This is a genomic window from Agromyces aureus, from assembly GCF_001660485.1.
Classification (GTDB): domain Bacteria; phylum Actinomycetota; class Actinomycetes; order Actinomycetales; family Microbacteriaceae; genus Agromyces; species Agromyces aureus.
In genome coordinates this window covers 1,581,576-1,602,602 of the sequence record NZ_CP013979.1, presented here as the reverse complement: position 1 = coordinate 1,602,602, position 21,027 = coordinate 1,581,576, and the positions used below count along the sequence as shown (strand labels likewise).

Genomic DNA, 21,027 nt, shown 5'->3' with positions numbered 1-21,027 from the left:
CCTGCGCCGCCTGATCTGAGCGCGACCCGCCCCGCGCCTCGGTGCGCCTCCGGCGACGGACGAGGCTCGCGGTCGACACTGGCCCCATGGATCGAACGGCAGCGACGGGTCGCACCTCGCGGACGCGCGCGGCGCGGCTCGCGTTCGACCTCGCGGACATCGCGGGAACCACGGTCTTCGCGGTCGGCGGGGCCGCGATCGGCATGGCCGCGGGCCTCGATCTGCTCGGGGTCGTCGTCGTCGGATTCTCGACGGCACTCGTCGGCGGCGTCCTCCGGGATCTGCTCCTTGGCGATGCGCCGCCGGCCGCGTTCCGCTCGCCGTTGCGGCTGACCGTCGCGATCCTCGGCTCGCTCGCGGCGATCCCGCTGCGCCCGCTGCTCGGGGCCGGCTCGGGCGTCGTCGTCGTGCTCGATGCGATCGCCCTGTCGCTCTTCGCGGTCGCGGGCGCCGAGAAGGCGCTCTCGCTCCGCGCGAACGCGATCGTCGCCGTCGCGCTCGGCGCGATCACCGCGGTGGGTGGGGGCGTCGTGCGCGACGTGCTCATCGGCCGGACGCCGATCGTGCTCACGGAGAGCTTCTACGCCAGCGCGGCGATCCTGGGCGCCCTCGCATTGGTGCTCGCGGCGCGACTGCGCCTGGATCCGCGCTGGGCGATGGCCGTCGGGTTCGTCGTGTGCCTCGCGGCCCGGCTCGCCGCGGTCGCGTTCGACTGGCGGCTGCCGGTCTTCACCGGCTGACGGTCGACCCCACGATCAGGCCGGCGAGTGGAACTTCTGCTGCGCCGCCACGAGACCCAGGTCGGCGATCGCCTCGACGGCGTCAGCGGCATCCGAGATCAGATTGGGCAGCGTCGCACGCTCCGTGCCGGAGAAGTCCTTGAGCACGAAATCGGCGGCGTCCTGGCGACCCGGAGGGCGGCCGACGCCGACGCGCACGCGCGTGAAGTCGACGTTGCCGGTGGCCTTCAGGATGTCGCGGAGGCCGTTGTGGCCGCCATGCCCACCCCCGGCCTTCAGTCGAACCGTGTCGAACGGGATGTCGAGCTCGTCGTGCACGACGATGAGCCGGTCGGGTTCGAGGCCGTAGAACTTGAGCAGCGCGGAGACCGGGCCGCCGGAGGTGTTCATGAACCCGTTCGACTTCGCGAGCACGAGCTTGGGCCCGCCCGGTCGGAGGAAGCCCTCGGCCACGCGCGACGGCGTCTTGTGCGTCTTGAAGCTCGCGCCGATGCGTGCGGCGAGCTCGTCGACGACCATCTGGCCGACGTTGTGCCGGTTCGCGGCGTACTGGGCTCCGGGGTTGCCGAGGCCCACGACGAGCCAGGTGTTCGCGGCCACGGTGGGGTCTTCCTTCCGGCGGAGGCGGAGCAGGTCGAGCAGACCCATGGGTGCGTCTCCGTTCGATGGTCGGGCGGGGTCGGGTGGGGAGTTCGCGGGTGGAACGGGAACGGGCCCGCGGCCCGCATCCGAGCGTACCCGGATGCGATGCCGCAGGCCCGATCGGCGTGCGTGCGCTGAGATTACTCGGCGGCAGCCTCTTCGGCCGCAGCCTCTTCGGCAGCCTCGGTCTCGGCCTCGGCCTCGGCGGCCTCCTCGCCGAGGTCGGCCTTCTGCGGGGTGTGCACGGCGACGATGAGCGACTCCTCGTCGGTGACGAGCGAGGCGCCCTTGGGCAGTTCGACGTCCTTGGCGTGGATCTGGCTGCCCTCTTCGAGGCCCTCGACCGAGACGACGACGCGCTCGGGGATGTGGGTCGCCTCGACCTCGAGCAGCAGCGTGTGCGACTCGACGGCGGCGATCGTGCCGGCGGCGGGCTCGCCCTCGACGTGCACGGGGATCTCGACCTGGACCTTCTCGCCCTTCTTGATGACGATGAGGTCCATGTGCTCGATGATCTGGTGCACGGGGTCCTTCTGGACGTCCTTGACGAGCACGAGCTGGCTCTTGCCCGCGATGTCGAGGTCGAGCACGGCGTTCGCCTTGCGGATGAGCAGCGCGACCTGGTGGCCGGGCAGCGTGACGTGCTGGGGCTCGGTGCCGTGGCCGTAGATCACGGCGGGGATCTTGCCCACGGCGCGGATCTTGCGGGCGGCGCCCTTGCCGAACGATTCGCGGATGTCCGCGACGACCTTGTTGTCTTCAGCCATGGTTCTTCTCCTTGCGGGCTCACTCGGCCCAGATCGTGTGTCTGATGTCTTCAACTCGAACGCCGCTGCATGCACGATGCGCGGATGCGTGAGGAAATAGCCGTGGAGCCTGCTCCCACCGCGTCGATCACGGATGCCGTATGCCGCCCGATCTCTCGGGTGTTCGGGCATCCCTCGCCGAAGTTCGCAGGCAAGTCTACCCGATGTCGCGCGGCGCGGAATCGCCCGCGTCGCGACGCTCACTCGCCGGTGAAGTCGAGCAGCACCTTCGAGGAGACGGATGCGTCGGCCGCGACGCCGAACGCCTCGAGCGCGCGGTCGGCGGGCAGCACGTGCGTGACGACGCCCGAGACGTCGAGCGAGCCATCGGCGAGCGCCGCGATGACGTCGTCGAACTCGTCGGCGAAGCGGAACGAGCCGACGATCGTGAGCTCGCGCGTGATCGCAGTGGCCACGGCGGCGGGCACGTCGCCGGCGCGCTGGAGTCCGAGCAGCACGACGGTGCCGCCGCGACGGGCCGCCTCGATCGCGCTCGCGAGGCCCGGCACGGTGCCGCTGGACTCGACGACGACGTCGGCGTGCAGCGCGGCGAGCGCCGCGGCATCCGCCGCTGCGAGGGTCGTCGCGCCGTGCTGCTCGGCGATGCGCCGCGGCAGTGCGTGCAGGTCGGTCGCGAAGACCTCGGCCGCGCCGTGGTGGCGCGCGACCGCGACGACGAGCTGGCCGATGGGGCCGGCGCCGATGACGAGCACCCGCTTGCCGCTCACGTCGCCGGCCCGTTCGAGCCCGTGCCAGGCGACGGCGGCCGGCTCGGCGAGCGCGGCGACCTCGAGCGGCAGGGTCTCGGGCACGGCGTGCAGCAGGCGGGTGGGCAGCGCGACCCGCCTGGCGAATCCGCCCTGCGTGTGCGGCAGGTGCAGCGCCGAGCCGAGGTAGCTCGACGCGGGCGCGAGGTTCGGGCGGTCGGCGGGCCACGGCGTGATGCCGTCGCCATGGGGGGTGAGCGGGTGCACGGCGACGCGGGTGCCGGCCGAGGGCCCGCTGCCGTCGGCGGCGGCCGCGACCACGGTGCCCGAGATCTCGTGCCCGAGCACCATGGGCTCGCGCAGCACCGAGGCGCCGGCGGCACCGTGGCGCCAGTAGTGCAGGTCGGAGCCGCACACGCCGCCGAAGGCGATCTCGAGCACCGCCTCATCTGCAGCGGGCGAGGGTTCTGGCAGCGCTTCGACGCGCAGGTCGTCGGCCGCGTGGGCGACGACGCCGAGGTTCGGCATGGGGTCCTCCGGAGAACGACGGTGGGCTGGAGCGGGGCTAGCGGGTGGGGGTGACGAGCCGGATGCCGGCGACCTCGATCTCGACGAGGGCGCCGGGGTCGATCGGGGCCTGCGAGGTCGGGGCGCCCGTCATGACGACGTCTCCTGGGCCGAGGGTGGTCCAGGCGGCGAGGTAGGCGAGGCATTCGCGCGGCGACGCCGGCAGTGCGCGGCTGCTGGTCGCGCCCGTGAGCACGCCGTCGACGAAGAACTCGAGCGACACGTCGTCGAGATCGGCCTCGGTGTCGATCACCGGGCCGAGGGGCGTGTAGCCCTCCCCCGCCTTCGGTTCGAAGTTGCGCGGGTCGATCGCAGCCCGGTCGGGGCTCGACAGGTCGTTCACCGCGGTCACGCCGAGCACGTACTCGTGCGCGTTCGCCGCCGTCAGGCCGGTCGTCTCGCGCCCGATCACGATCGCGATCTCGCCCTCGGCGACCGTCGTACCCGCGTCGCGACGCAGGGTGACCGGCACTCCGGATGCCACGACCGAGCGCGGGCTCTTCAGCCACGCCTGCACGGGCGAGGCGTGCTCCGGCCCGTTCTGGGCGATGCCCACGACGACGAGCGGCTCGCACGGAGGGAGGAGCTCGCCGAGGAGCGGCGTTCCGGCGTCGACCGGGCGCCTCCCCTCGGCGAACGCGGGGTACGGGTCCTCGATCGGCACCCAGCCGTCGACGGATTCCCGAACGTGAACCGGCCCGGCGGGCGTGGCGATCCTGGCGATGCGCATCAGACCACCGCCGTCATTCCGCCGTCGACGTAGATCGTCTGGCCGTTCACGAAGTCGCTCGCGCTGCTCGCGAGGAAGACGAGCGCGCCGACGAGGTCGTCGACCTCGCCCCAGCGGCCCGCCGGCGTTCGGCCGCGCACCCACGCCGAGAAGGTCTCGTCGGCGACGAGCGCCTGCGTGAGCTCGGTCGCGAAGTACCCGGGCGCGATCGCGTTGGCCTGCACGCCGTGCGGCGCGAGGTCGGCGCAGAGTCCCTTGGTGAGCATCACGATCGCGCCCTTGGTCGCCGCGTACGGGGCGATGGAGGGGCGAGCGAGTTGCGACTGCACGCTGCCGATCTGGATGAGCTTGCCCGAGCCGCGCTCGATCATGCCGCGGGCCACCCGCCGCGAGAGGTGGAACGCGCTCGACAGGTTCGTCTCGACGAGCTCGTGCCAGTCGGCGTCGCTGAACTCCGCGATCGGCGCGCGTCGCTGGATGCCGGCGTTGTTCACGACGATGTCGGGCGTGCCGAGCTCGGCCTCGACGGCTTCGATGCCCGCGTCGACCGCCGCGGCATCCGTCACGTCGAAGACCGCGCTGATCGTGCGCGAACCCGTCGCCTCGGCGATCTCGTCCGCCGCTCGTGCCGCTTTGCCCGCGTCTCGACCGTGCACGACGACCGTCGCCCCGGCGGCCGCGAGGCCCCCGGCGAGCGCCCGCCCGATGCCCTGACTCGAGCCCGTGACGAGCGCGGTGCGCCCGGTGAGGTCGAAGGCGGCGAGTCCGGTCACCACTGGATCGTCCGGATGGAGAGGGTGCTCGCGTCGACGTCGTCGCCGGACTCGGAACTCGAGACCTTGATCGCGTCGTCCATGCGGGTGAGGTCGCGGCGGAGCGTCTCGGGCACGAGGAACGTGGACGCCGTCGTGATGAGCGCGAGCACGACCATGTAGATCGCGAGCAGCACCCAGTTGCCGTCGCTGACGGCGATGAGGTACGCGCCCAGCACGCCGGCCAGGCCGCCGGCCAGCACCGCGGAGAGTTCGCGGGCCATGGCGACGCCGAGGTAGCGGTGGCGGTTGCCGAAGAGCTCCGGCAGCATCGCGCACTGCGGGCCGAGCATGGTGTTCACGGCGATGCCGATGCCGACCGCGACCGCGGCGATGGCGATCGGGTAGCTGCCGAGCGAGATGAGCCACCATGCGGGCACGGCGTAGAGGAGCATGAACACGGCGCCGAAGCGGTACACGGTGCGCCGGCCGACGCGGTCGGAGATGGCGCCCGTGAGCGGCACGGTGAAGATGCCGAGCAGCGAACCGAAGGTCACGCCCCAGGTGAGCAGGCTCTTGTCGGTGTCCGGGCCGACGACCGAGACGAAGAACGCGAGCGCGAGCGCCTGGAACATGTAGGAGCCGCCGTTCTCGGCCATGCGCAGGCCGATGCCGACGATGACGCCGGGCAGGCCCTTCGTGAAGATCTCCTTGACGGGCTTCTCGGCGATCTGCTCGTGCTTCTCGAGCTGCACGAAGGTCGGGGTCTCCTTGAGGCGCATGCGGATGAAGAGCGCGACGATGATCAGGAGGAACGAGGCGAGGAAGGGCACGCGCCAACCCCAGGTGAGCAGCGCCTCCTCGGGCAGCAGCGTGATAAGGCTGAAGACGAGCGCGGCGAGCAGCGTGCCCGCCTGGATGCCGATGAACGGCAGCGACGAGAAGAAGCCGCGGCGCCGCACCGGCGCGTACTCGGCCATGAGCACGGTCGAGCCGGCCTGCTCAGCGCCGGCGCCGAAGCCCTGCAGCAGGCGCATCGTCACGAGGAGGATGGGCGCCCAGATGCCGATGGCCTCGTAGGTCGGCAGCAGGCCGATCGCGGTCGAGGCGCCGCCCATGAGCATGATCGTGATGACGAGCACCCACTTGCGGCCGAGCCGGTCGCCGAGCCGGCCGAAGAAGAGGCCACCGAACGGGCGGGCGAGGAAGCCGACGCCGTAGGTGGCGAACGCGGCGACCGTGGCCATGGCCGGGTCGTCTTGAGGGAAGAACAGCACGTTGAAGATCAGCGCCGTCGAGAGCCCGTAGAGCGCGAAGTCGAAGTACTCCAGCGCGCTGCCGATGCTCGAGGCGTAGGTCGCGCGCTTGAGGTTCGCAGCGTACTCGGGATCGTCTTTCACCGCGGTGGGACTGGGGGCTGTACCGGTCATGTGCCATCTCCTTTGATCGGCTCGCACGAGTCGCGATGACGGCCACTGTACCAACGCGTTGTACCCAGTTCAACCCCTTGGACGCAATTCGGCTGAACGCGATCGAGCGAGCGGATGCCGGAGGCGTGCGTCAGGGCGCGACGAAGCACGCCGTGGCGCGCACGGCGTGATCAGGGCGAGCGGATGCCGCGGGCCGGCCTCAGCCCGGGTGCGCCCCGCGCTCAGGCCCGGTTGCGCCCCGCGCTCAGCGGGTTCGTGAGCCGCGCGGCGGCGTCGACGAGCGCGGCGGCGACCGACGCGACCCGTCCCGGCGTCGCCTCGGCGACCGGCAGCGCGACGCCGAGCGCGAGGCTCGGGTCGCTCGGCGCCCAGCCCTCGAGCGGCACGGCGACCCCGACGATGCCCGGGAAGGACTCCCCGTCGTCGAGCGCCCAACCGCGATCGCGCGCCGCGGCGAGCTTCACGAGCAGGTCGGGGATGTCGCGGATGCTGCGATCGGTGAGCCGCGGGAACGGCGCCTGGTCGGCGAGGAGCGTCGCGACATCCGCATCGTCCATCGGCATGAGCAGGGCGTTGCCCGTCGCACTGAGGGCCGCCGGCAGACGCGACCCGAGCGGCGTGCCGAAGCGCACGCTGCGCGAGCCCTCGTGCCTGGCGAGGTAGAGCGCCTCGGTGTCGTCGAGCATCGCGACCTGCACGACCTCGTGCACGAGCACGGGCGAGGTCTCGCAGACCGTGTAGAACTCGCGCACCTGGCTGAACTGCGACGCGTACGCCCCGCCGAGCTCGATCGTGCGGCGACCGAGTTGATAGCCCAGCGGCACGCGCTGCACCATCATGGCCGCCTCGAGCGCGAGGCAGAGGTTCGCGGTCGAGGACTTCGCGAGACCGAGGCCGCTCGCGATCTCGGTGAGGGTCAGGGGCCCGGATGCCTCGGCCAGCAGTCCGAGGATGCGCAGGCTGCGCGTGACGGCGGGCGCGGGGTCGCGCCCCTGACGGTCGGCCTTCGCGTCGGACTCCTCGGACATGCCGCCCCTCTCGTCCGCGGGACCCGCGGGATCAGTAGAACTCGACCGTGTCGACCACGCTGCGCATCGGCAGGCCGTCGAGCAACCGGGAGGCGTCGTCGGCGAACCGCCGCGCGATGCGCTCCTCCTCCTTGCGCGAGAGCGCCGCGGTGTGCGGACTCACGAGCACCGACGGGTGCGACCACAGCGGCGATGCCGCCGAGAGCGGCTCGGACTCGAAGACGTCCAGTGCGGCGAAGCCGACCCGCCCGTCGTCGAGCGCCGTGGTGAGCGCCGCCTCGTCGATCACCGTACCGCGCCCGACGTTCGCGACGATCACGCCGGGCCTGACGGCGCGGAAGACGCGCTCGCCGAGGAGGTGGTGCGTGGCCTCGGTGCCGGGCAGCGTCGCCACGATCGCGTCGACGTGGGCGACGGCGTCTTCGAGCTCGTCGATCGGGATGAGGCGGTCGACGCCCTCGACGGCGTCGCCGCTGCGCGTGGTGCCCCAGACCCGCGCGCCGAGCGCGTTGAAGCGTCGTGCGCACTCGGCGCCGATGCCGCCGAGGCCGACCACGAGCACCGTCATCTCATCGAGCTGGCGCATCTCCCACCGCTCGGGCCACTCGCGGGCGCCCTGGTCGGCGGTCAGGCGCGGCAGGTGCTTCGCGCCGGCGAGCACGCCGAACAGGGCGAACTCGGCGAGCGGGCCGCCGTGCACGCCCGCGCTCGTGGTGAAGGCGATGCGGTCGAGCTGCTCGCGTTCGAGGCCGGCCGCCTTGACCTGGCTGCCCCCGCCCGCGGCCATCGTCATCACCCACCGGAGGTTCGGGTTCGCCTTCGCCGTGCGTGCGAGCGCCGCTGGGTCGACGTCGGGAATGCCGAAGAGCACCTCGGCGGAGTCGATCATGGCGTCGAACGCGGCCTGCTCGTCGGTCGTGCGCACGTGCTCCGGGTCGCCCGACCAGTCGGCGGGGCCGCGCATCGGATGCGTCAGGGAGTGGTCGCGCACGAGGTCGATGCGCGGCTCGAGCTCTTCGATGAGCCGGCAGTGCGCTTCGGAGAGCGGCACTGCGACCACGGCTCGCAGGCGGTTCTGGGTGTCGGGCATCCGGTCTTCCCCTTCATTGCGGTCTGGCGACCGAGCGGCGCGGGCCCACGGGCCCCTCCGGCGCGGTCAGCACACCCAGCATAGCGGAAGTTCAGCATATTGAACCCTGTACGACAGGTTGTCACTGAGGTATACTGCTCGCATGTCCAACGCCGAACATCCCGTTCCAGCCGCCGGCGCGCCGGGCGGCGCACCCGACGAGGCACCCGACGACGCCGTGATCGGCGTCATCGGACTCGGCTCGATGGGCGCACCGATGGCCCGTCGCCTCCTCGCCGCGGGGCGCCGCGTCGTGATCACCGCCCGCCGCCCGCGGCCCGACCTCGTCGAACTCGGCGCCGAATGGGCCGAGACCCCGCGCGAGCTCGGCCGACGCGTCGACGCCGTGCTCGCGATGCTGCCCGACCTGCCGCAGCTCGACGAGGTCCTCGACGGATCCGACGGCCTGCTGGCCGGCCTGCTCGAACGCGGCCGCGACGGCGACGGCGCGCGCGACGCCCTGCTGCTGGTCGGATCGACCTCGTCCGCGCCGCAGGTGCGCGACCTCGCCGCGCGGCTCGCCGCGGCATCCGATGGTCGCATCCACGTCGTCGACTGCCCGGTGTCGGGCGGGGAGGACGGCGCGAAGGCCGGAACGCTCTCGATCATGCTCGGCGGCGACGAGGCCGACGCGGCTCGCGCCGCGACCCTGCTCGCGCCCTGCGGCACCCCCGTGCACCTCGGGCCGCTCGGCGCGGGCGAGGTCGCGAAGGCGTGCAACCAGCTCATCGTCTCGGCCACGATCCTCGCGCTCGGCGAGGCCGCCGTGCTCGCCGAGCGATCCGGGCTCGACCTCGAGGCGCTCTTCAGCCTGCTCTCCGGCGGCTACGCCGGATCGAACCTGCTCGCGAGCCGAAAGGACAAGCTCGTCACGGGCGACGACTCCCCCTCCGGCGTCGCCGAGTACATGGTCAAGGACCTGCGCTTCGCCGCCGAGGCCGCCGCGGCCACCGGCACCGACCCCGTGCTGCTCCCGACCCTGCGCGCGGCGTTCGACGAACTCGTCGAACGCGGACTCGGCGGCCGGGACATCTCCGTCGCCCGCCGATTCATCGCCGAGCGGTCGCAGTGACCGCGTCGACGGCGAGCGGTCGTCGACGACCTCTCAGCAACAGCGCGCAACGGTGAGCCTCGCTCACAGTACGCTTGAGACATCCCCACCCAACTTCACGAGGAGTGTGTTCGTGCCTGAAGCCGTAGCCAACATCGGAGTCGTGGGACTCGCCGTCATGGGGTCGAACCTCGCCCGCAACCTCGCGAGCCGCGAAGGCAACACGGTCGCCGTGTTCAACCGCTCCTACGAGCGCACCTCGACCCTGCTCGAAGAGCACCCCGAGGCCGGCTTCGTCGGCGCCTCGACCTACGACGAGTTCGTCGCCTCGCTCGCCAAGCCCCGCACCGCGATCATCATGGTGCAGGCCGGCAAGGGCACCGACGCCGTCATCTCCGAACTCGCGAGCCGCTTCGAGCCCGGCGACATCATCGTCGACGGCGGCAACGCGCTCTTCACCGACACCATCCGTCGCGAGAAGGCCGTGCGCGAGACCGGCATCAACTTCGTCGGCGCCGGCATCTCCGGCGGCGAGGAGGGCGCGCTCAACGGCCCGTCGATCATGCCCGGTGGCTCCGACGAGTCGTGGGTCACCCTCGGCCCGATCCTGAAGTCGATCGCTGCCGTCGCCGAGGGCGAGCCCTGCGTCACGCACATCGGCCACGACGGCGCAGGCCACTTCGTGAAGATGATCCACAACGGCATCGAGTACGCCGACATGCAGCTCATCGCCGAGGCCTACGACCTCATCCGCCGCGGCACGGGCAAGACGCCCGCCGAGATCGCCGAGGTCTTCGCCGAGTGGAACAAGGGCGAGCTCGAGTCCTACCTCATCGAGATCACCGCCGAGGTGCTCAAGCAGGTCGACGCCGAGACCGGCCTCCCCCTCGTCGACGTCATCCTCGACGAGGCCGGCTCGAAGGGCACCGGCGTCTGGACCGTGCAGACCGCTCTCAGCCTCGGCACCCCCGTGTCGAACATCGCCGAGGCCGTCTTCGCCCGCGGCCTCTCGTCGCACCCCGAGCAGCGCGCCGCCGCCAAGGGCCTCGCCGGCCCCGACGAGGCCGGTCGCATCCCGGCCGACCAGGTCGACGCGTTCATCGAAGACGTGCGCCTCGCGCTCTACGCCTCGAAGATCGTCGCCTATTCGCAGGGCTTCGACGCGATCCGCGCCGGCGCCGTCGAGTACGACTGGAACATCGACCTCGGCGCCGTGTCGAAGATCTGGCGCGGCGGCTGCATCATCCGCGCCCAGTTCCTGAACCGCATCGCCGACGCGTACGACGAGACCCCGAACCTCGAGCTGCTGCTCTCGGCGCCGTACTTCGCCGAGGCCTTCACGCGCGCTCAGGCCGCCTGGCGCCGCGTCGTCGTGCGCTCGGTCGAGACCGGCATCCCGGCCCCGGCGTTCGGCTCGTCGCTCGCGTACTACGACGGCCTGCGCGCCGACCGCCTGCCGGCCGCACTCGTGCAGGGCCAGCGCGACTTCTTCGGCGCGCACACCTACAAGCGCATCGACAAGGAGGGCGTGTTCCACACCCTCTGGTCGGGCGACCGCACCGAGATCGCCACGACGCCCTCGACGCACTGACGCACTGACCCCGCCTCGCGGGTAATCTTGGCCCCGGGCGAAAGCCCGGGGCCAAGTGCGTTCCAGCCCGGCCGTCCCGGGTTCCGACCGAACCGACGACGAGTGAGGGTGCATGCGCAAGCCGAACTGGCAGAGCGAGGGCGAAGACCCCGACTACCGCTTCACCCTGGCGAACGAGCGCACCTTCCTCGCCTGGATCCGCACGGCGCTCGCGCTGCTCGCCGGCGGTGTGCTGCTCTTCGAGTTCGCCCAGCAGATCGGACCGCGCATCGTCGTGCTGGTCCTCGCCATGGCGCTCGCCGTGGTCGCCGCCGTGCTCGGCGCCCTCTCCTATGTGCGGTGGCGCGGCAACGAGATCGCCATGCGCACCGGCCGGCCTCTCCCCCGGAGCATCGTGATCCCGCTCCTCTCGGCCGTCGCACTCCTGGCGGCAGCCGTGATCGCCGTACTGATCCTGGTCTCCCGATGAGCGCCGCATGACCGCCGAGACGCACGCAGCACTCCCGCGCGACCCGGGCCTGCAACCCGAGCGCACCGCGCTGGCCTGGAGCCGCACCGGACTCGCCATCGCCGTGAACGCCGTGCTGGTGCTGCGCAACGGGCTCAGCTCGAACCAGCCGGCGCTCGCATCGGCAGGGGTCGTGCTGTTCGTGCTCGCCGCGGTTGCGATCGCCCACGGCACCGTGCGCCGTCGGCAGCTCGACGCCCACCACGAACCCGTGCCGCCGTCGCCCCTGGTGATGCTCGGACTCTCCGCCACCGTGCTGCTCGCCGCCCTCGCGGGCATCATCTCCATCTCGATCGAGGCCACCCGATGACCGACGACCATCCCGAACTCGCGGGCTACGAGCCCGTCGACCGCCCCCGCCGCCCCGGCCGCCAGCGGGCCATGCGCATCGCGGTGAGCCTCGCGCTCGCCGCCATGGTGCTGCCGATCGTGCTCTCCACGTTCTCGGTCGCCACCTCGACCGCCCGCTCCTCGTGCGCGACCTTCGCCCTCGCGGCCGCCGGCGCCACGGGCGGTGAGCTGTCGACGGATGCCCCGTTCGAGCTCTTCGCCGACGGCGGGCCCGGCTGGCAGTGCTACGTCACGACCGAGAACGGCGCCAGACACCACATCGCGAACTTCGGCCTCTTCCCGGCCGCACCTCGTTACGGCGTCGGCACGCCGACCTGATCGGATCCGAGCGCGCGAGCGACCCCGCGACCAGGGCAGGCCGCGTCAGTCGGCTTCCGCTCCCGCCTCGGCCTCGGCTTCGAAGAACACGCGCTTGTACGAGCGCCCGTCGGGCAGCGTGACGGTGCGGGCCTCGACGAGGCCCCGGTTCACGCGCTGGTAGATCGCGTTCGGCGTCACGCCGAGACGCTTCGCGGCCTCGGAGACGCTCTCGCCCGGCAGGTCGGTGGGTGAGCTCGAGGGGCGCTCGCGCTTGCGGCGCCGACTCGCCTCCTGACGCTCGGCGATCGCGTCGTCGTCGCCCGCCCAGCGGTACTTGGCCGCTGACGCGCTGAGCCCCGCGGCCTCGGCGACGTCGTCCCACGTCGCACCGGCCTCGACGGCGGCGCGAGCCGCGACGAGCGAGGCGGGGTCGGCCTCGAGCGCGGCCACGAGCGAGCGGATGCCGCGCAGCCGGTCGAGGGGCGGCACGACGTCGGCCCTGCCACCCGCATCGCCCGCCGTCGACCCCGCATCGAGGCTCGCGAGCGCCGCGAGGGCGGCCGCGGCATCCGGAGACAGGAACGACGACACGAGCGCGCCCGGACTCAACCGGCCTGGAGGCGGTTGCGCACCTCGCGGCGGAGGACCTTGCCGATGAGCGAGCGAGGAAGCTCGTCGACCTCGACGATGCGCCTGGGCACCTTGTACGGCGTGAGGCGCTCGCGCGCGAACTCGCGGATCGCCGCCTCGTCGAGGCGCTGGCCGTCGGCGAGCACGACCGCGGCGATCACCTGCTCGCCCGAGTGCTGGTCGGGCAGGCCGACGACCGCGACATCCACGATGCCGGGGTAGGTGCGCAGCGCCTCCTCGACCTCGGTCGGAGCGACGTTGAAGCCGCCCGTGATGATGAGCTCCTTGATGCGGTCGACGACGTGCACGAAGCCCTCGTCGTCGATCGAGACGATGTCGCCCGTGCGGAACCAGGGCGTGCCGCCGGCTGGGTCGGTGACGAACACCGCATCGGTCTCGTCGGGCTTGTTCCAGTACCCCTGGAACACCTGCGGACCGCGCACGACGAGCTCGCCCTCGCCGCCCGGTTCGACGTCGGCGATGGGGTTCTCGGGGTCGACGACGCGGCACTCGGTCGACGGGAACGGCAGGCCGATGGTGCCGGCCTTGCGGTTCGCGGCGACCGGATTCGCCGAGATGACGGGCGAGCACTCCGAGAGGCCGTACCCCTCGACGAGCACGCCGCCGGTCGCGGCCTCCCACGGCTCGACGACCGCGGGCGTGAGCGCCATCGCCCCCGAGATCGCGATCTGGATGCCGTCGAGCGAGACGCCCTTGTCTGCGGCCGCCTTCGTCAGACGCTCGTAGATCGGCGGCACCGCCGGCAGGAAGGTCGGCGGACGCTTCTTGATGACCGGCAGCACGAGGTCGGGGTCGAACTTCGGGAAGAGCACGAGACGGGCGCCCATGCTCATCGCGAACGTGAGGCACAGCGTCAGCCCGTAGGCGTGGAACATCGGCAGCACCGCGTAGACGACGCAGTTGCCGCGCTCGATCGTCGGCACCCACGCCCGCGACTGCGCCGCGTTCGCGAGCAGGTTGAGGTGGGTGAGCGTCGCACCCTTCGGCGAACCGGTGGTGCCGCTCGTGTACTGGATGAGGGCGACGTCGGATGCCTCGGGCGCGACGACGTGCGGATCGATGCGCCCGGCCTCGACCACCTCCGACCACGACGAGGTGCCCTTCGCGCCCGAGGTGAGCGCGGCACGGGACTCGCGGGCCTTCGCGATCGGGAGCTTGAGCGCCGCCCTGGTGAGGAACGGCATCGCGCGGGTGACGTCGACCGAGATGACGTGCTTGACGCCGAGGTCGGCCGGGAACCCGAGGATCGTCTCGACCACGTTGTCCCACGCGATCGCGAAGCGTGCACCGTGGTCTTCGAACTGGTGTCGCAGTTCGCGCGGGGTGTAGAGCGGGTTGTGCTCGATGACGATCGCGCCGAGGCGGAGCACGGCGTAGAACGCGACGATGTGCTGCGGGCAGTTCGGCAGCACGATCGCCACCGTGTCGCCCTTCTGCACGCCGAGCAGACGCAGCCCCTCGGCCGCGCGCTCGACCTGCTCGCCGAGCTCGGCGTAGGTCGTCTCGCGCCCGAAGAACTCGAGCGCGACGCTCGCCGGGTGTTCGGCGACCGAGGTCGCGAGCAGGTCGTAGAGCGAGCCTTCGGGCAGCTCGAGGTCGTGGGGCACGCCCTCGGCGTACCCTGCGAGCCACGGTCGCGGGGTGGTGATGGCCATCGGAGGCTACGCGGCCCCATCGAACATGCTCGTGACCGAGCCGTCTTCGAAGACCTCGTGGATGGCGCGCGCGAGGAGCGGCGCGATGGGCAGCACGGTGAGGCGATCCCAGCGCTTGTCTTCGGGTACGGGCAGCGTGTCGGTGACGACGACGCGGTCGATGACGTCGGACTGGAGGATCTCGGTGGCAGGGCTGGAGAACACTGCGTGGGTCGCCGCGACGACCACGCCGATTGCCCCCGCCTTCTTGAGCGCCTCGGCGGCCTTCACGATCGTGCGGCCGGTATCGATCAAATCGTCCACCAGCAGGCAGACACGACCCTCGACCGGGCCGATGATCTCGTGCACGGACACCTGGTTGGGAACCAGCGGGTCGCGGCGCTTGTGGATGATGGCCAGCGGCGCGCCCAGCTTGTCGCTCCAGATGTCGGCGACGCGCACGCGGCCCATGTCGGGCGAGACGACGGTCAGCGTCGACGGGTCGAGCGAGTTCTTGAACTCCTCGAGCAGCACGGGCATGGCGAAGAGGTGGTCGACGGGGCCGTCGAAGAAGCCCTGGATCTGCGCGGCGTGCAGGTCGATCGACATGATGCGGTCGGCGCCGGCGGCCTTGAACAGGTCGGCGACGAGTCGTGCGGAGATCGGCTCGCGGCCACGGCCCTTCTTGTCTTGGCGGGCGTAGGGGTAGAACGGCGCGACGACCGTGATGCGCTTCGCCGATGCGCGCTTGAGCGCGTCGAGCATGATGAGCTGCTCCATGAGCCACTCGTTGATGGGCGCGGTGTGCGACTGGATCACGAACGCGTCGGAGCCGCGCACGCTCTCGTCGAAGCGCGCGTAGATCTCGCCGTTCGCGAAGGTGCGCGCATCGGTGGGCACGAGCTCCGAGCCGAGTTCATGTGCGATCTGCTCGGCCAGCGCGGGATGCGCCCGCCCCGAAACCAGCACGAGCCGCTTCGATCCGGTGGTCTCGATTCCCGACATGTGCTGTGTCCTCTCCACCTGCGCTCGGCGCGGTGCGTTCAGTCGGCGTCGGAACCGGATGCCTCGCGCGCGGCCTCGGCGGCGTCAGCCGCCGCAGAACCGGCCCGGTGCTTCTGGACCCACTCCTCGATGTTGCGTTGCGGTGCCACGTTCACGGCGAGCGAGCCGGACGGGACGTCTTTGCGGACGACGGTTCCGGCGGCCGTGTAGGCGCCGTCACCAATCCTAACCGGCGCGACGAAGACGCCGTGAGAGCCGGTGCGCACGTGCGAACCGACGTCGGAGTGGTGCTTGCGCACGCCGTCGTAGTTGGCGAAGATCGAGCCCGCGCCGATGTTGGAGTGCTCGCCGATGGTCGCGTCGCCGACGTACGAGAGATGCGGAACCTTGCTTCCGGTGCCGATCTGCGCGTTCTTCGTCTCGACGAAGGCGCCGATCTTGCCGTCGGCGCCGAGCACGGTGCCCGGGCGCAGGAACGAGAACGGGCCGACCGTCGCGCCGGCGCCGATGACGGCGAGCGTGGCGTCGGTTCGGCGCACGTCGGCGTTCTCGCCGACCTCGCAGTCGACGAGGGTCGTGTCCGGCCCGACGGCGGCTCCGGTCTCGATGAGCGTCGCGCCCTTCAGCTGGGTGCCGGGGCGAATGGTCACGTCCTGCGCGATGCGCACGGTGAGGTCGATCCACGTGCTCGTGGGGTCTTCGATCGTCACGCCGTTCAGCTGCCAGCCGCGGATGATGAGGGCGTTCAGGCGGGCGGCCGTCTCGGAGAGCTGGGCGCGGTCGTTGATGCCGGCGACGAGCCACGGCTCGCTGACGGGAACGGCCTCGACCTCGGATCCCGCCGTGCGCAGCAGCTGGATCACGTCGGTGAGGTACTTCTCGCCCTGCGCGTTGTCGGTCGTGAGGTTCGCGAGCTGGTCGCGCAGCGCCGCGGCGCCGAACGCGTAGATGCCCGCGTTGATCTCGCCGATGCCGCGCTCGGCTTCGTTCGCGTCCTTCTGCTCGACGATGCGGTCGAACTGGCCTGCGGTGTCGCGGACGATGCGGCCGTACCCGGTCGGGTCCTCGTAGAGGGCCGACATGACGGATGCCGCGGCGGCCCGCGTGCGGTGCAGCTCGAGGAAGCCGGCGAGCGTGTCGGCGTTCAGCAGCGGCACGTCGCCGTTCAGCACGAGCACCTCGCCCTCGAAATCGGCGGGAAGCGCGTCGAGCGCCTGCTCGACGGCACGGCCGGTGCCGGGCATCTCGTCCTGATCGACGATGCGCGTGCCCGGCAGCTCCGCCTCGACGGCCGCGGCGACCAGGTCGCGCTCGTGCCGCACGACGGCGATGACGTGCGCGGCGTCGAGCGCGCGGGCCGTGGCGAGCACGTGCCCGACGACCGGGGCGCCCGCGAGCGGGTGCAGCAGCTTCGGGGTTGCGGACTTCATGCGGGTGCCCTGGCCTGCGGCGAGCACGATGATGGCGAGCTTCTGATCCATGCTCCGCCACCAGGATTCGAACCTGGACCGAACAGCTCCAAAGGCTGTCGTGCTGCCGTTACACTATGGCGGACCACCCGGGCGCGGGGCGCACGAGCGCCCTCCAGTCTGCCAGACGCGCCACCGTGTTCGATGCGTTCAGGGCGGCACGCGCACCGGTCGGTTCGCGGGATACTGGGTGGATGACGCATGCCGACGAGGTCGACCGCATCGTCGAGGACTGGGAGCGCGAACGCCCGGACCTCGACTTCGCACCCCTGCAGGTGCTCTCGCGCGTCGCCCGCCTCTCGAAGCACCTCGACCGGGCCAGGCGTCAGGCGTTCACGCGCTCCGAGCTGGAGTCGAGCGAGTTCGACGTGCTCTCGGCGCTGCGCCGCGCGGGCGCCCCGTTCCGCCTCTCCCCCAAGGCGCTGCTGCAGCAGACCCTCGTCTCGAGCGGCACCATGACGAACCGCATCGATCGTCTCGTCGAGCGCGGGCTCGTGAGTCGGCAGACCGACCCGAACGACGGCCGCGGCATCCTCGTCGAAATGAGCCCGGCGGGTCTCGCGCGGGTGGACGCCGCGATCACGCGACTCGTCGATGCCGAGGCCGAGCTGCTCTCCGGCCTCCCGGCGGGCGAGCAGAAGCGGCTCGCGGGACTGCTGCGCAAGCTGAGCCTCGGCTTCGACTGATCCCGACGCCCGACGCCCGACGCCCGACGCCCGACGCCCGACGCCCGACGCCCGACGCCCGACGCCTCTGCGACGGCGCTCCTCGCCGCGTCGCGCTTCTTCGAGTTGAGAATGATTATCGTTAACGATAGCGTTCCCGGCATGATCACCGCTCGAAGACCGACCCGCCTCCACCTCCTCACCGCAGCGCCCGCGCTCCTCGCCGTGGCCGCCCTGACGGCCTGCGCCTCACCGTCGGGCGGGGCCGCCACCACGGCCGACGAGACATCCGACACCGCCTCGTCGTCGAGCGCCGAGCGCGAAGTCGCGACGACCCGCATCGTCGCGACCTACGACGGCGGCGTGCTCGTGCTCGAGGGCGACTCGCTCGAGGTCGTCGCCGACCTGCCCCTCGAGGGCTTCCTGCGCGTGAACCCGGCCGGCGACGGCCGCCGCGTGCTGGTGTCGACCGACGACGCGTTCGAGGTGCTCGACACGGGCGTGCGGGTCGAACCGCACGGCGACCACGACCACTACTACGCCGTGGAGCCGCAGCTCACCGGGCTCTCCCTCCCGGCCGAGCACCCGGGACACGTCACGACGAACGCCGGAACGACCGCGCTCTTCGCCGACGGCACAGGCGAGGCCCTGCTCTACGAGGAGGGCGCGCTGCGCAACGCCGACGAGCCCGACGACGTCGACGCGACCCGCTACGAGAGCGCCGAGGCGCACCACGGCGTGGTCGTGCCGGTCACCGGCGGCGGGCTCCTCGCGACGCTCGGCGACGAGTCCGCGCGCACGGGCGCCGCGGCGCTCGACGCCGTCGGCGGCGAGCTCGCCCGCACCGATGCCTGCCCCGGCGTGCACGGTGCGGCCGTCGCCGCCGACGAGGCCGTCGTGCTCGGATGCGAGGATGGCGCGATCGTCTGGAGCGGGGGCGCCTTCGCGAAGGTGCAGGCACCCGACGCCCACGGTCGCATCGGCAACCAGGCGGGCAGCGCCGAGTCGACGATCGTGCTCGGCGACTACAAGGTCGACCCCGACGCCGATCTCGAACGGCCGACGCGCGTGAGCCTCATCGACACCACGACCGCGACGCTCCGCCTCGTCGACCTCGGCACGAGCTACACGTTCCGCTCGCTCGCGCGCGGACCGCACGGCGAGGCGCTCGTGCTCGGCACCGACGGGGCGATCCACGTGCTCGATCCCGTCACGGGCGAGCTGGTCGAGCGCATCGACGTCGTCGACGCGTGGACCGAGCCCGTCGAGTGGCAGCAGCCGCGACCCGCCATCGAGGTGCACGGGCACCGCGCCTACGTGACCGACCCGGCCGCATCAGCGCTGCACCTCATCGACCTGGACACCGGCGAGGTCACCGCGAGCGTCGAGCTGCCGCACGTGCCGAACGAGCTCTCGTCGGTGGGCGGCCACTGAAGCACCGGCCACCGAGACGGCAGCAACCGATACGGGGCGGATGCCGCGGGCGGGCGCCCGCGGCATCCGCCCCGCTCGTGTCGATCGATCGCGCTCAGCGGCGCATGACCTTGCGGGCCAGCCAGTTGCCGAGGAACTGCACGACCTGCACGAGCAGGATGATGAGCAGCACCGCGGCCCAGGTCGCCGCCGGCTCGAACTGCCGGTAGCCGTAGACGAGGGCGAAGTTGCCGAGGCCGCCGCCGCCGATGTACCCGGCGACCGCCGTCATGTCGACGATCGCGACGAGCACGAACGTGTAGCCGAGGATCAGCGGGCCGAGCGCCTCGGGGATGACGACCGTCCGGAGGATCCGGAACGGCCCGGCACCCATGGCCTTCGCGGCCTCGACGACCCCGGGCGAGACCGTGACGAGGTTCTGCTCCACGATGCGTGCGATCGCGAACGACGACGCGATCGAGAGGGTGAAGATGAGCGCATCGTTGCCGATGCCCGTGCCGATCACGAGCCGGGCGAACGGTTGCGCGACCGCGATGAAGATGATGAACGGGATCGGCCGGAAGAAGTTGATGACCAGGTTCAGCACCGTGAAGACCGCGCGGCTGGCCAGCAGGCCGCCCGCACGGGTCGCGTAGAGCACGATGCCGAGGACGAGCCCGATGGCGCCACCGATGAGCAGCGTGAACGCCACCATGTAGAGCGTCTCGCCGGCGGCGGTCCAGAATTCGGGGCCGAGTTCGAACAGGCGATCCATCACGCCACCTCCGTCACGTCGACGCGTTCGCCGATCTTCGCGAGCGCCGCGTCGATCGCGGCGGCGTCACCTCGGACCGCGAGCGTGAGGTGCCCGAACGCTCGGCCCTGGATGTCGTTGATGCCGCCGTAGACGAGCTCGAACTCGAGGCCCGCGGTCGCGAGGTCGACGAACACCGAGGCCTGCGACGCGTCGCCGTCGCGGAACGAGAGCGTCACGATGCGCCCGTCGTGCCGCTCGCGGAGCACCGCGAGCTCGGCGGGCGACGGGATGCCCTTGACCACCGTCGACACGAAGCGCTGCGACGAGGCGTTCTGCGGGTCGGAGAACACGTCGAACACGTCGCCGTTCTCGATGACCCGGCCGCCGTCCATGACCGCGACCTTCGTCGCGATCGACTGGATCACGTCCATCTCGTGCGTGATGACGACGATCGTGACGCCGAACTCGCGGTTCACGCGCTTGAGCAGCGCGAGCACCTCCTGCGTCGTCTCGGGGTCGAGCGCGCTCGTCGCCTCGTCGGCGAGCAGCAGGCGCGGCGAGGTCGCGAGCGCACGGGCGATGCCCACGCGCTGCTTCTGGCCGCCCGAGAGCTGCTCGGGGTAGCTCTTCGCCTTGTCGGAGAGCCCGACGAAGTCGAGCAGCTCGTCGACGCGGAGCTTGATCTCGGACTTCGTCCACCCGGCCACGGTGAGCGGGTAGGCGACGTTCTTCCACACGGTCTTCGACGTGAACAGGTTGAACTGCTGGAAGATCATGCCGATGCCGAGACGGATGCCGCGGAGCTCGCGCTCGGGCATCGCGGTCAGCTCGCGGCCGTCGAACGTGATGCTGCCAGAGGTCGCGGGTTCGAGCGCATTGATGAGGCGGACGAGCGTGGACTTGCCCGCGCCCGAATAGCCGATGATGCCGTAGACGTCGCCGGGCTCGATGTCGAGGCTGACGGCGTCGACCGCGACGACGGGGGTGCCCGAACGGTCGGCGGGCGGATACGACTTCGTGACGTCGGTGAGGCTCACGAGGGCCATGGTGTGCTCCTTCCAGCACGCGCGAAGCGGGCGACGCAACCTCGTGGGGTTCCGT

The 21,027-nt window shown here is 71.5% G+C and carries 22 protein-coding genes and 1 tRNA gene; 8 read left to right on the top strand and 15 right to left on the bottom strand.

The window, feature by feature from the left end:
- Nucleotides 1–86 precede the first annotated feature (86 nt).
- A complete protein-coding gene (locus tag ATC03_RS06875; protein ID WP_067874781.1) occupies nucleotides 87–740 on the top strand; it encodes a trimeric intracellular cation channel family protein in 654 nt (217 codons plus the stop codon).
- Between the two features lie 15 nt (nucleotides 741–755).
- On the opposite strand, the gene pth is transcribed toward ATC03_RS06875, so the two are convergent.
- The 8 genes from pth to ATC03_RS06835 all read right to left on the bottom strand — a co-directional run bounded on the left by pth (nucleotide 756) and on the right by ATC03_RS06835 (nucleotide 8,492).
- Complete coding sequence (pth, locus tag ATC03_RS06870) at nucleotides 756–1,388, bottom strand: aminoacyl-tRNA hydrolase (RefSeq protein ID WP_067874778.1); 633 nt, start codon at nucleotides 1,386–1,388, stop codon at nucleotides 756–758.
- Between the two features lie 134 nt (nucleotides 1,389–1,522).
- Nucleotides 1,523–2,149 (bottom strand): 50S ribosomal protein L25/general stress protein Ctc, encoded by a 627-nt coding sequence (locus tag ATC03_RS06865; RefSeq protein ID WP_067874775.1) that lies wholly within the window; start codon nucleotides 2,147–2,149, stop codon nucleotides 1,523–1,525.
- Between the two features lie 239 nt (nucleotides 2,150–2,388).
- Entirely contained in the window at nucleotides 2,389–3,423 is a 1,035-nt protein-coding gene (locus ATC03_RS06860; protein ID WP_067874772.1) for a zinc-binding dehydrogenase, read from the bottom strand.
- A 37-nt stretch (nucleotides 3,424–3,460) separates the two neighbouring features.
- Entirely contained in the window at nucleotides 3,461–4,192 is a 732-nt protein-coding gene (locus tag ATC03_RS06855) for a fumarylacetoacetate hydrolase family protein (protein ID WP_067874769.1), read from the bottom strand.
- On the bottom strand, nucleotides 4,192–4,965 hold the full coding sequence (locus ATC03_RS06850; protein WP_067874766.1) for an SDR family oxidoreductase: 774 nt from the start codon (nucleotides 4,963–4,965) through the stop codon (nucleotides 4,192–4,194). Before ATC03_RS06850 ends, ATC03_RS06855 begins: the two co-directional genes overlap by 1 nt.
- Nucleotides 4,962–6,374 carry an MFS transporter gene (locus ATC03_RS06845; protein WP_067874763.1) on the bottom strand — a complete coding sequence of 471 codons (1,413 nt, stop codon included), beginning with the start codon at nucleotides 6,372–6,374 and terminating at the stop codon, nucleotides 4,962–4,964. Before ATC03_RS06845 ends, ATC03_RS06850 begins: the two co-directional genes overlap by 4 nt.
- Nucleotides 6,375–6,595: 221 nt before the next feature.
- Nucleotides 6,596–7,402, bottom strand: coding sequence for an IclR family transcriptional regulator (locus ATC03_RS06840; RefSeq protein WP_067874760.1), 807 nt, complete (start codon nucleotides 7,400–7,402; stop codon nucleotides 6,596–6,598).
- Between the two features lie 31 nt (nucleotides 7,403–7,433).
- Nucleotides 7,434–8,492 (bottom strand): D-2-hydroxyacid dehydrogenase, encoded by a 1,059-nt coding sequence (locus ATC03_RS06835; RefSeq protein ID WP_067874757.1) that lies wholly within the window; start codon nucleotides 8,490–8,492, stop codon nucleotides 7,434–7,436.
- A 256-nt stretch (nucleotides 8,493–8,748) separates the two neighbouring features.
- On the opposite strand from ATC03_RS06835, the gene ATC03_RS06830 reads away from it, so the two are divergent.
- From ATC03_RS06830 to ATC03_RS06810, 5 genes are all read left to right on the top strand, one after another.
- Nucleotides 8,749–9,603: an NAD(P)-dependent oxidoreductase gene (locus ATC03_RS06830; protein ID WP_232338877.1), complete on the top strand. Its 855-nt coding sequence runs from the start codon at nucleotides 8,749–8,751 to the stop codon at nucleotides 9,601–9,603.
- A gap of 157 nt (nucleotides 9,604–9,760) precedes the next feature.
- Nucleotides 9,761–11,173 (top strand): NADP-dependent phosphogluconate dehydrogenase, encoded by a 1,413-nt coding sequence (gndA, locus tag ATC03_RS06825; RefSeq protein WP_067881638.1) that lies wholly within the window; start codon nucleotides 9,761–9,763, stop codon nucleotides 11,171–11,173.
- 112 nt (nucleotides 11,174–11,285) lie between these two features.
- Complete coding sequence (locus tag ATC03_RS06820; protein ID WP_067874754.1) at nucleotides 11,286–11,642, top strand: YidH family protein; 357 nt, start codon at nucleotides 11,286–11,288, stop codon at nucleotides 11,640–11,642.
- Nucleotides 11,643–11,649: 7 nt separating this feature from the next.
- Complete coding sequence (locus ATC03_RS06815) at nucleotides 11,650–11,991, top strand: DUF202 domain-containing protein (protein WP_067874749.1); 342 nt, start codon at nucleotides 11,650–11,652, stop codon at nucleotides 11,989–11,991.
- Complete coding sequence (locus ATC03_RS06810) at nucleotides 11,988–12,350, top strand: hypothetical protein (RefSeq protein ID WP_067874746.1); 363 nt, start codon at nucleotides 11,988–11,990, stop codon at nucleotides 12,348–12,350. The genes ATC03_RS06815 and ATC03_RS06810 overlap by 4 nt, the downstream gene beginning before the upstream one ends.
- A 45-nt stretch (nucleotides 12,351–12,395) precedes the next feature.
- Here ATC03_RS06810 and ATC03_RS06805 read toward each other — a convergent pair whose 3' ends face one another.
- From ATC03_RS06805 to ATC03_RS06785, 5 genes are all read right to left on the bottom strand, one after another.
- Entirely contained in the window at nucleotides 12,396–12,923 is a 528-nt protein-coding gene (locus tag ATC03_RS06805) for a hypothetical protein (RefSeq protein ID WP_067874743.1), read from the bottom strand.
- Between the two features lie 14 nt (nucleotides 12,924–12,937).
- Nucleotides 12,938–14,638: a long-chain-fatty-acid--CoA ligase gene (locus ATC03_RS06800; RefSeq protein WP_067874740.1), complete on the bottom strand. Its 1,701-nt coding sequence runs from the start codon at nucleotides 14,636–14,638 to the stop codon at nucleotides 12,938–12,940.
- A 6-nt stretch (nucleotides 14,639–14,644) separates the two neighbouring features.
- Nucleotides 14,645–15,622, bottom strand: a complete 978-nt coding sequence (locus tag ATC03_RS06795) for a ribose-phosphate diphosphokinase (RefSeq protein ID WP_067874737.1) — start codon at nucleotides 15,620–15,622, stop codon at nucleotides 14,645–14,647.
- A 38-nt stretch (nucleotides 15,623–15,660) separates the two neighbouring features.
- Nucleotides 15,661–17,103, bottom strand: coding sequence for a bifunctional UDP-N-acetylglucosamine diphosphorylase/glucosamine-1-phosphate N-acetyltransferase GlmU (gene glmU, locus ATC03_RS06790; protein WP_067874734.1), 1,443 nt, complete (start codon nucleotides 17,101–17,103; stop codon nucleotides 15,661–15,663).
- Nucleotide 17,104: 1 nt separating this feature from the next.
- Nucleotides 17,105–17,176 (bottom strand) — tRNA-Gln (locus ATC03_RS06785).
- Nucleotides 17,177–17,285: 109 nt separating this feature from the next.
- Here ATC03_RS06785 and ATC03_RS06780 point away from each other — a divergent pair.
- Together ATC03_RS06780 and aztD are read left to right on the top strand one after the other, a co-directional pair.
- Nucleotides 17,286–17,777, top strand: coding sequence for a MarR family winged helix-turn-helix transcriptional regulator (locus ATC03_RS06780; protein ID WP_067874731.1), 492 nt, complete (start codon nucleotides 17,286–17,288; stop codon nucleotides 17,775–17,777).
- A 141-nt stretch (nucleotides 17,778–17,918) separates the two neighbouring features.
- Nucleotides 17,919–19,190: a zinc metallochaperone AztD gene (gene aztD, locus ATC03_RS06775; protein ID WP_067874728.1), complete on the top strand. Its 1,272-nt coding sequence runs from the start codon at nucleotides 17,919–17,921 to the stop codon at nucleotides 19,188–19,190.
- A gap of 94 nt (nucleotides 19,191–19,284) precedes the next feature.
- Here the strand turns inward: aztD and ATC03_RS06770 are convergent, their stop codons facing one another.
- Complete coding sequence (locus tag ATC03_RS06770; protein WP_067874725.1) at nucleotides 19,285–19,944, bottom strand: methionine ABC transporter permease; 660 nt, start codon at nucleotides 19,942–19,944, stop codon at nucleotides 19,285–19,287.
- Nucleotides 19,944–20,972, bottom strand: coding sequence for a methionine ABC transporter ATP-binding protein (locus ATC03_RS06765; RefSeq protein WP_067874722.1), 1,029 nt, complete (start codon nucleotides 20,970–20,972; stop codon nucleotides 19,944–19,946). The genes ATC03_RS06770 and ATC03_RS06765 overlap by 1 nt, the downstream gene beginning before the upstream one ends.
- Between the last annotated feature and the right edge of the window lie 55 nt (nucleotides 20,973–21,027).